This is a genomic window from uncultured Corynebacterium sp., assembly GCF_937999985.1.
Lineage (GTDB): Bacteria > Actinomycetota > Actinomycetes > Mycobacteriales > Mycobacteriaceae > Corynebacterium.
The window spans coordinates 1-9,174 of sequence record NZ_CALLDG010000069.1 but is presented as its reverse complement, the minus strand read 5'-3'; the positions used below and the strand labels follow the sequence as shown (position 1 = coordinate 9,174).

Sequence of the window (9,174 nt, the reverse complement as noted above, 5' to 3'; positions counted from 1 at the left end):
TCGCGGTGCTCGCGGTCCCCAAGGCATTCAGGGTATTCCGGGCCCTAAGGGTGATGAGGGTCCTGCTGGTAAGGATGGCGAGGTCACGTTCGCTGCGCTGTCCGAGGCTGAGAAGCTATCTCTCAAGGGAGAGCCGGGGCCGCAGGGACCTGAAGGCCCTAAGGGCGATCCTGGCCCTCAGGGTCCTCCTGGTGAGCCCGGGGCTGGCGGTGCGCGTGGCGTTGCTGTGCAGGGTAGTGGTGCAGATCCCCTGGCCGAGGGGGCAAAGTCTCTGGCCGTTGGTTGGGAGACCTATGGCAAAGGCACCTCCTCCGTCGCTATCGGATACGCCGCGGACGCGGAGGGTGACAGCTCCACCGCTATCGGCAGCTACTCAAAGGCCAGCGCCGAGGGCGCTACCGCTATCGGTACGTCCTCGCAGGCTAACGCTGACTGCGCTACCGCAATTGGTCCCGGCCACCGGGTTACCGCACCCGGTGAAACCCACATCGGGGTGCCCAAGTTCTTTCTGAAACCGCTGGGGGTGTCGTCGCGGGTGGTGCTGCACGGCACGGTGGAGGCTACGGAGCCCGCATCCGCTCCTGAGCACCTGGTGAGCAGGGGTTATGTGGATGAGAAGCTTGAGACCTTAGAGTCTGGTGGAGGAGGCGGGAATCTCCCTTCCTTTGAGGAGATCGATGTAGACCTCGTGTCCGGGAATTACAAAGAAAAACTGTCGGCCCTTTCTCAGGGCATCAATGTTGTGCTGAGCTTTCCCACGGCGGACCCCTTCCTCGCAATGTGGGGAAATGAGGACACTACTACGGTCACAGTGCGCGTTAAGGGGTCGAAGCTTGAGCAGGAGCTCAAAGATAGGGCGATCGCCGGAGCCTCAATGTGCGGCTGGTCGTTCGACGGTAAAAGTATCCTCGCGGCCATGACCGAGGCGGAAGAGCCTACCTCGGAGGAGGAGCAACGCGCTCTCCTTGAAAGGGTGGCTTCTCCGAAGTTTAAGGTTTTTCACGGTGAGTTTGTGGATGGAGACCTCAGGTTCGAGATACCTGAGGGCTTTACGCCTCCGATGGGCGCTGCAAACATTGTTTTCACGTAACAGGCGATTAAGGGATGCTTGCGTAGGCAGGTAAGCCCCGCTGCGGCGGGTTGCCTTATAGGAGGGGGTTGTTTTGGCGGTTAAGCCGAACCCGGGCTGGCGTGGCGACCCTACGTTTCTCCCGGAGGTCCTGAGGGCTTTCGGGGTTGAGACGAGGGTGTTGGACGGCGCGTTCAACCGTGGCCACGGTGATTTCGGGAAGATCAAGGGCATTATTGTTCACCACATCGGTTCGAACAAGTATAGCCCGTGGAACATTGCTCGGCATCCTTCGCTGGGTTTGTGTTCCCAGATTCACTTGTCGCGCGATGGTGTTGCGACGGTGTGCGGTGTTGGTATCGCGTGGCACGCTGGCCGGGGTTCTTACCCTGGTTGGCAGACGAACAACGCGAACTGGGAGAGCATCGGCATCGAGGCTGAGTCTGACGGTGTGTCGCCGTGGCCGGCCAAGGAGTTGGATGCGTACTACAGGGTGTGCGCTGCGATCCTGTGGTTCCTGGGTAAGCAGGCGACTACTCAGACGTTGCTGTCGCACTGGGAGTACTCGCGCCATGTCCAGGGCAAGTGGGACCCTGGTGCGGGTAACTGTAAGTCGGGCGCTGTGATGGACATGAACGTGTTCCGCGCTCGGGTTAATAGGTATATCAATAATCCGCCTTTTGCTGTTAAGGCGGCGGTGAAGGAGGATGACGTGGCGTTTGATCAGATTAAGCGCAAGTACCGTTCGCGCGTTGCGGGGTCGAAGGTGACTATGACTCCGAGGGATGCTTTGTTTAACGCGGATGCGCATTCGTTTGTTGCTCGCGCTAATACGGAGAAGATTGTGAAGCAGCTGGAGGCGCTTAGCCGTCGCCTGGATTCGCTTGAGAAGAAGGTGGGTTAGTTTTGGCTTTGGATGGTTCTAACGCTGCGTTGGATTTGACTGGTACTTACCTGAACCAGAAGTTTCGTGAGCAGTCGTGGTTCAAGCGTAATTCTAACACGGTGACTGCGGTTGTCGGTTTCCTGGCGACCGTGGTTGGCTATCTTGCTTCTACCCCGATCCTGGATAACGGTTGGGGTAACGCTGTTGTTGTTCTGGTTGGTTTCCTGGCGACCGTGGTTGGCGTGAAGTTTACGCCGAACGGTTGGTCGAAGTCGCAGATGGCTAAGGTGTCCCGCGCTTCGGGTGATTTTGTGGGCGAGACCCCGCTTGTGGTGGAGGAGTCGCTCGATGATCTGGATGCTCTGGTTGAGGAGTACAACGCCGGCGAGTCTGCTGGGGGTTAGTTGCTTTGACTAGGACGTTGCAGGTTTTTGTCTGGCTTTCGCTGGTGCAGATTGCTGCTCGTGGTGCTGACCTGCTGTGGAGCGATCCTTACGTTCGTGAACGGGCGTTGGATTTGGGTGGCGCTGAGGCTGCTATCTGGGGTACCGCGTGCTTGGCGAGTGCTGCTGTTGTCCTGGTCGGGCTGTTGTCTAGGCGGTACGCGGTGCTGGCGAACGGGTGTTTCATGGCGTTCGCTACGTACTCGATGTTTGCGTGGCATGTGCTGGATGAGACGCTGCTTCAGGTTCCGCCGGATGATTGGCGCGTGTTTGCTGATCATGCCGTGCGGGGTTTGATGTGGCTGGTCATTGGCTCGTCCATCTCTGTTCGCGAGGGGGTTTTGCGGATCCGCAAGGAGAAGGAGGATGAGGCTCTTGGATTGGGGTGAGTGGTTTAGCTCGGCTTCGGGCAATACTCTGGTCCAGTTCCTTGTCGGGTTTGCTTTCCTTGTTTTTGGATCTAACGCCATCTTCTCTGAGAAGACTGCTAGGGAGAAGTTTGGCGTTTTTGGTTTGATCTCCCGGAACGTGCAGAGGCATCTTCAGCGCAGGGCGAAGGTTGAGGAGGAGCTGGATCGGCGGCGTACTCAGGATTTGCGGGATGAGATTCGGCGGGTTGATGAGGCTCGCAAGGCGGATAATCGTGAGCTCCGGGCTAGGATTTCTCACCTGGAGGAGACGGAGCGTACGCAGCACCGCTACATCGTGTGGGTTACTGAGAAGATGCGCCAGCTGGAGGTGTGGGCGGCCGAGCTTGGGTTGAAGCTGCCTCCTCCGAAGTTTTTGTCGTACAACGAGTGGTTGAAGAGGTATAGCGATGGTGATGACTGAGCCGGGGGTTGTAGGTCCTACGTGGACGCGCGGCGATGATGGTCGGTTCATCATGCCGGAGCGTTCCCTTGGCTGGGGTGTTATTAACTGGCTGTACGAGTACGTGCTTACCCCTGGTGGCCCTCATGCCGGTGAGCCGTTTATGCCGACGCTGGAGCAGGTTCGTTTCCTGGTGTGGTGGTACGCGGTTGATGAGGATGGCCGGTTTGTGTATCGCCAGGGTGTTTTGCGCCGCCTGAAGGGGTGGGGCAAGGATCCTTTGGCAGGCGCTATGGCGCTGGCTGAGTTGTGCGGCCCTGTCGAGTTTTCGCACTTCGATGATGATGGTCAGCCGGTTGGTAAGCCTAAGTACGATCCGTGGGTTCAGATTGTGGCTGTGTCTCAGGACCAGACACGCAACACGTTCACGATGTTTCCGTCGCTGGTTTCCCCGAAGCTGAAGGAGGAGTTCAAGCTCGATCTTCACAAGACGCTGGTTTACGACGGGCGTGGGAAGATGATCGAGGGTGTTACGAGCTCTCCGCTGGCTTTGGAGGGTAAGCGTCCAACGTTCATTCTCCAGAACGAGATCCAGTGGTGGATCGAGCAGAACGATGGTAAGCGGATGGCTGAGGTGGTTGAGGGTAACGTTACGAAGTCGGCGTACGGTACGTGCCGTTCGTTGAGCATTTGTAACGCCCATATCCCTGGCCAGGATTCTGTTGGTGAGGATTACTGGGATGCCTACCTGAAGATTGCCGCCGGCAAGGCGATCGATACTGGTGTTCTTTACGATGCGCTGGAGGCTCCGCCGGATACTCCGGTGTCTGAGATTCCGTCTCAGGAGGAGGATCCCGAGGGGTTTGCCGCTGGCGTTGAGGCTTTGAAGGCCGGGCTTCGCAAGGCTCGTGGGGATGCGGTGTGGCTGGATATTGACATTATTGTGGCTTCGATCCTGGATATTCGTAACCCGGTTTCGGAGTCGCGGCGCAAGTTTTTGAACCAGGTTAACGCTGCTGAGGATTCTTGGATTAGCCCGAAGGAGTGGGATTTATGTCAGCAGGATGTTGCTCTCCAGCCTGGGGACAAGATCACGCTAGGTTTCGATGGTTCGAAGTCGAACGACCATACGGCGGTTTCTGCGTGTCGTGTGGAAGATGGCGCAGTGTTTTTGATCAAGAGCTGGGACCCGGAGAAGTGCCCTGGCGGGGAGATTCCCCGAGAGGATGTGGATGCGGTTGTCCGCTCAATGTTTGAGCGGTACAAGGTTGTCGGGTTCCGCGCTGATGTTCACGAGTTTGAGTCTTACGTTGATGAGTGGGGCCGTGATTTTAAGCGGAAGCTGAAGGTCAAGGCGTCTCCGAATAACCCGGTCGCGTTTGATATGCGCGGGTTGAAGAAGCGTTTTGCTTTGGATTGCGAGAAGTTCCTCGATGCTGTGATCGAGGGTGAGTTGGTCCACGATGGGGATCCTGGGTTGCGGTGGTACGTGCTGAACTGCCATAGGCATCCCACTAATTATGATGCTGTGTCGGTGCGTAAGGAGTCGAAGGATTCTTCGCGCAAGATTGATGGTGCGGTTACTGCGATTCTGGCTTTTGGTGCTCGTCAGGAGTACATGCTGTCGAAGAGTTACCGTGGTTCTGCTAGGAAGGGAGGTTCGATCTAGCTAGTGGTTGCTGGTGTTGTTGAGGTGTCTATCGAGGATGCTGTTGATGCGTTTGAGCAGGGGCAGCAGGGGTTTGCTGAGTCTGCGAACTACTACAACGCTACTGAGCGTGATATGGCCATTGGTGTGGCTACTCCTCCTAAGCTGCGGACTTTGCTGGCGCAGGTCGGTGTGCCGAGGATTTACGTAAACGCGCTTGCTGATCGTTTGATCATCGAGGGGTTCCGTGTTGGGGATTCGAGCGAGGATGACGAAGAGCTGTGGTCCTGGTTTAAGGCTAACGGTCTGGATAACCTGGCTAAGCTGTCGTTCGTTGATGCTCTGACCTACGGGCGTGCTTACATTACGGTGTCCGCCCCTGGTGAGGGGTTGGAGGACGGTAACCCGTTCCAGGTGGATGGGGTCCCGATCATCCGTGTTGAGTCCCCCCTGAGCTTGTATGCGAAGGTTGACCCGCGCACGCGCGATGTTGAGTGGGCGGTGCGCGTGGTTAAGGATGAGTTCGGGGATACGCTTGCTGCGACCCTGTATTTCAAGGATCGTACGGAGCTGTACAGCTCTGAGAATGGTCAGTTGAAGCTGTCGGAGACGATCAGGCACAACATTGGTGCTGTTCCGGTAGCTCCGATGGTGCATTCGGGTTCGAGCATGGATATGTACGGCTCGTCTGCGATTACGCCGGAGATTCGTTCGATCACGGACGCGATGAGCCGTGCGATGATGAATATGCAGACGACTTCGGAACTCATGGCGACCCCGCAGCGCATGATTTTCGGCTCTACGATCGACGAGATCAAGGGCGAGGATCAGACTGCGCTGGATGTTTACACTTCGTCGTACATCGTGGTTGAGGATCCTCAGGCTAAGGCGATTAGTTTGCCGTCGGCTGAGCTGCGCAACTTTACTGAGGCCATTAGCCACATGCTGAAGCTGGCTGCGGCTTACACTGGTTTACCTCCGCAGTACTTGTCTTACTCTAATGATAACCCTGCGTCTGCTGAGGCTATTCGCTCTTCCGAGTCTCGCCTGGTGCGGTCTTGCGAGAGTTTGTGCGCGATGTTTGGCGGCGCGTGGGAGCAAGCTATGCGTTTGGCGAAGCTTGTTATGGGCTCGAAGCTGACGGTTGATGATTTTCGCATGGAGACTGTGTGGCGTGATCCGGGTACTCCGACGTTCCAGGCTAAGGCTGATGCGGTTATGAAGATGTGGGCCGACGGTAACGGCATTATTACGCTTGAGCAGGCTCGCATTGATATGGGTTACACGGCTGAGCAGCGTCGCCAGATGAGGGAGCAGGACCGGGAGTCTCCGTTGTCTCAGATGGCGTCGTTGTACCCGTCGGGTGCCCCTGAGGGTTTTGAGGGGGTGTCTGGCGGTGAGGCTGAGGACGATGGAGAGGCTTCAGGCGGAAGCGAACCGTAGTGTTTTGGATTCGGTTCCGCTGGCTTTGTCCCCGTACAAGAACCGTAGCATGAGCCGGCGTGTTTGGTTGGCTGTGCTTCGGTTGCTGTTCGGGGTTGTGGAGCCCGCCGCTGTTGAGTCTGCGAGGGTTGCTCGCAGGTTCTACGACGAGGAGCGTGCTCGGGTGTTTCCGGGGGCTCCGCGTCACGATATTTTCCTCCAGATTCCTACGTTCGAGCGGTTCGTAGAGGATATGGAGGAGGTTTATCCGAGGTTCCGGCGTCAGGGGTCTACGGATAACGATGTTCGGGTGGCTGCTATGCGAGCTGCTCGGACTGTTGAGAATGCCGGTCGTTGGACGATCATGAAAGCGGTTGAGGAGCCTGATCCTTTCTTCGATGAGGATGATGGGGTTGAGTTCGTTGATTCTGATGAGGAGTTCACGGTCGGCAATGCCGATCCTAAGGATCGGCCTAAGAAGCGTTCCCGCTCGTCCCCCGGGAGGGTGCGAGGCTGGGCGCGCGTTGCCACTGGTAAGGAAACTTGCGGGTGGTGTTTGATGCTGGTGTCCCGAGGCCCGGTTTATGCTACGCCGAAGACGGCGGGTTCTAAGCTGGATACGCGGGAGGCTTTGCAGACGACGGGCTCTCAGACGTTCGACACTAAGGAGCACATGCACGCTTGGCATACCGGGTGTGATTGCAAGATTGTTCCGGTGTTTAAGCTGAACGATTGGGAGGGTCGTAGTCGCCACAAGGCGGCTGAGATGATGTGGCGCGATGTCACTGAGGGGTACTTCGGTAAGGATGCGATTAACGCGTTCCGCCGGGCTGCTGAGGCCGGGGTTTACACGGAGTACCTGTCTAAGTTCTAGTTTGTTTCATGCCCTCCAGGCGGGGGCGTTACCCAGGAGGTATTGTGTCCGAAGATAAGTCTAGCGTTGAGTCTGGTTCTTCCGAGGAGCCTCAGAACGAGGTTTTGCCGGATTGGGCTCGTGAGCAGATCACGAAGGCGAATAATCAGGCTGCTAAGTATCGGACTGAAAAGAACGAGGCTGTTGAGTCCGCTAAGGCGGAGGTTGCTGCTGATTTCCAGAAGCGCGTTGAGGAGCTAGAGGCGAAGATCGCGGAGAAGGAAGACGAGGTTGGCAGTTCTCGTTACGAGGTTGACCGTTTGAAGGTCGCTATCCAGGCTGGGATTGATTCCAGCAAGGTGATCTCGTTTGCTGAGCTTCTGAAGGGCGAGACGTCCGAGGAGCTTGTTTCCCACGCTGAGGAGCTGAAGAAGCTGTTTACTACAGAAGAACAGCAGAGGTCAGAGTCTAAGGCTACGGACCCGTCGCAGGGTTCGGGTAATTCACTTCCGTTGAACGGGGATCCGCTGTTGGCTGCGGTGACCCGTGCCGTTAATCGATAGGAGATTTTTTAATGGCGATTGACCCTAACAAGTATGCAAGCACTGCTGATTTTTCCGGCTTCCTGGAGCCGGAGAAGGCGGCTCCGATCTTCGAGGAGATGACTCGTAAGTCTCTGGTGCAGCCGCTGGCTCGTAAGATTCCGATGGGCCCGACTGGTGTTTCTGTCCCGTTCTGGGATGGCGATGTTCAGGCTTCCTGGGTTGATGAGGGTGGCAAGAAGCCGCTGACCAAGGGTGGTTTCGACAAGTTCACTGTTAAGCCGGAGAAGATTGCAGCTATTTTCGCAATGTCCTCCGAGGTTGTTCGTGCGAACCCGGAGAACTATATCAACGTGATGCGCCAGAAGGTTGCTGAGGCTTTCGCTAAGGCGTTCGATGATGCGGCTCTGCACGGCACTAACACGCCGTTCGGTGACTACATTGATCAGACCACTAAGACTGTATCCCTGGGCAAGGATGCGTTCTCCGCCACTAACAATGCGCTGTCCTTGCTGGTTGAGGATGGTAAGAAGTGGACCGGCGGCCTGCTGGATGCGCGTACGGAGCCGATCATCAACGGTTCTGTCGATGCGAACAACCGTCCGCTGTTCATCGAGCCGACCTACACTGAGACTAACTCTCTGACTCGTACGGGCCGTATCCTGTCTCGCCCTGTGACTATCGCTGAGGGTGTCGCTGCTGGTGATTCCGAGGCTCAGACTCTGGGTTACTACGGCGATTTCTCCAAGGTCATCTGGGGCCAGATCGGCGGTATTTCCTACGACGTGACTGACCAGGCGACCCTGGATCTGTCTGCTGAGCAGGATGGTTCTGGCCTGACTTCCCTGTGGCAGCACAACCTTGTTGCTGTTCGTTGCGAGGCTGAGTTTGCCCTGCGCGTTCACGATAAGGATGCGTTTGTGAAGGTGACTGCCTAATGAAGCTGGTTCACAAGATTAATGGCGGTGCTGTTGAGGTGGGGGAGGCTTACGGTGAGCGTCTTCTGAAGGGCGGTCTTTGGAAGCGCGCTGTTGCTGAGAAGCCGAAGCGTGCTCCGCGCCGCTCTGCCCCTGCCGCTAAGGATTCTGAGGAGGTCTAGTGGCTATCGCTTCCTTCGAGGATGTGGAGGTCCGCTTCTTCCGTGATCTCACTGCGGAGGAGCGTCCACTGGTTGAGAGCCGTCTTGCTGATGCGGAGAACAAGATCCGCAGGCGTATCCCTGATTTGGATGATCGGATCGTGGATGATCCGGCGTTCGCCGGCACGGTTGTTCGTGTGTGTGCGGATGCTGTGATTCGCCTGGTCCGTAACCCGGAGGGTTATGTTCAGGAGACGGACGGTAATTACACCTACATGCTGTCTCACTCTTCGGCGGATGGTCGTTTGACCATTCTGCCTGAGGAGTGGGCGGATCTGGGTGTGCGTAAGAAGATTCAGACTTTCCTGGCGATGCCGACGATGGTTAGGGAGGATTATGAGCCTTCTAGATCGTGGTAACGCT

The 9,174-nt window shown here is 56.9% G+C and carries 11 protein-coding genes and 1 pseudogene; all 12 read left to right on the top strand.

All coding sequences use genetic code 11. From position 1 onward, the window contains the following. Positions 1-1,090 (top strand): annotated as a pseudogene (locus Q0331_RS03320) (hypothetical protein); the annotation flags it as partial. Positions 1,091-1,163: 73 nt separating this feature from the next. Beyond that, entirely contained in the window at positions 1,164-1,973 is an 810-nt protein-coding gene (locus Q0331_RS03315) for an N-acetylmuramoyl-L-alanine amidase (RefSeq protein WP_298074859.1), read from the top strand. 35 nt (positions 1,974-2,008) lie between these two features. Continuing rightward, positions 2,009-2,359, top strand: a complete 351-nt coding sequence (locus Q0331_RS03310; protein ID WP_298074858.1) for a hypothetical protein — start codon at positions 2,009-2,011, stop codon at positions 2,357-2,359. A 5-nt stretch (positions 2,360-2,364) separates the two neighbouring features. Next, positions 2,365-2,787, top strand: coding sequence for a hypothetical protein (locus tag Q0331_RS03305; RefSeq protein ID WP_298074857.1), 423 nt, complete (start codon positions 2,365-2,367; stop codon positions 2,785-2,787). Positions 2,788-2,926: 139 nt separating this feature from the next. Then, entirely contained in the window at positions 2,927-3,229 is a 303-nt protein-coding gene (locus Q0331_RS03300) for a hypothetical protein (protein WP_298074856.1), read from the top strand. Beyond that, the gene (locus Q0331_RS03295) at positions 3,216-4,877 is read left to right on the top strand and encodes a hypothetical protein (RefSeq protein WP_298074855.1); all 1,662 of its coding nucleotides are present in this window, start codon (positions 3,216-3,218) and stop codon (positions 4,875-4,877) included. The genes Q0331_RS03300 and Q0331_RS03295 overlap by 14 nt, the downstream gene beginning before the upstream one ends. A 24-nt stretch (positions 4,878-4,901) precedes the next feature. Then, positions 4,902-6,299, top strand: a complete 1,398-nt coding sequence (locus tag Q0331_RS03290; RefSeq protein WP_298074854.1) for a phage portal protein — start codon at positions 4,902-4,904, stop codon at positions 6,297-6,299. A 49-nt stretch (positions 6,300-6,348) separates the two neighbouring features. Continuing rightward, the gene (locus Q0331_RS03285) at positions 6,349-7,152 is read left to right on the top strand and encodes a hypothetical protein (RefSeq protein WP_298074853.1); all 804 of its coding nucleotides are present in this window, start codon (positions 6,349-6,351) and stop codon (positions 7,150-7,152) included. Positions 7,153-7,196: 44 nt separating this feature from the next. Further along, the gene (locus Q0331_RS03280; protein WP_298074851.1) at positions 7,197-7,694 is read left to right on the top strand and encodes a hypothetical protein; all 498 of its coding nucleotides are present in this window, start codon (positions 7,197-7,199) and stop codon (positions 7,692-7,694) included. An 11-nt stretch (positions 7,695-7,705) separates the two neighbouring features. Further along, positions 7,706-8,611, top strand: coding sequence for a phage major capsid protein (locus Q0331_RS03275; RefSeq protein ID WP_298074849.1), 906 nt, complete (start codon positions 7,706-7,708; stop codon positions 8,609-8,611). Further along, a complete protein-coding gene (locus Q0331_RS03270) occupies positions 8,611-8,772 on the top strand; it encodes a hypothetical protein (protein ID WP_298074847.1) in 162 nt (53 codons plus the stop codon). Before Q0331_RS03275 ends, Q0331_RS03270 begins: the two co-directional genes overlap by 1 nt. Then, positions 8,772-9,170: a Gp19/Gp15/Gp42 family protein gene (locus Q0331_RS03265; protein ID WP_298074845.1), complete on the top strand. Its 399-nt coding sequence runs from the start codon at positions 8,772-8,774 to the stop codon at positions 9,168-9,170. Before Q0331_RS03270 ends, Q0331_RS03265 begins: the two co-directional genes overlap by 1 nt. The last annotated feature ends 4 nt before the right edge of the window (positions 9,171-9,174 follow it).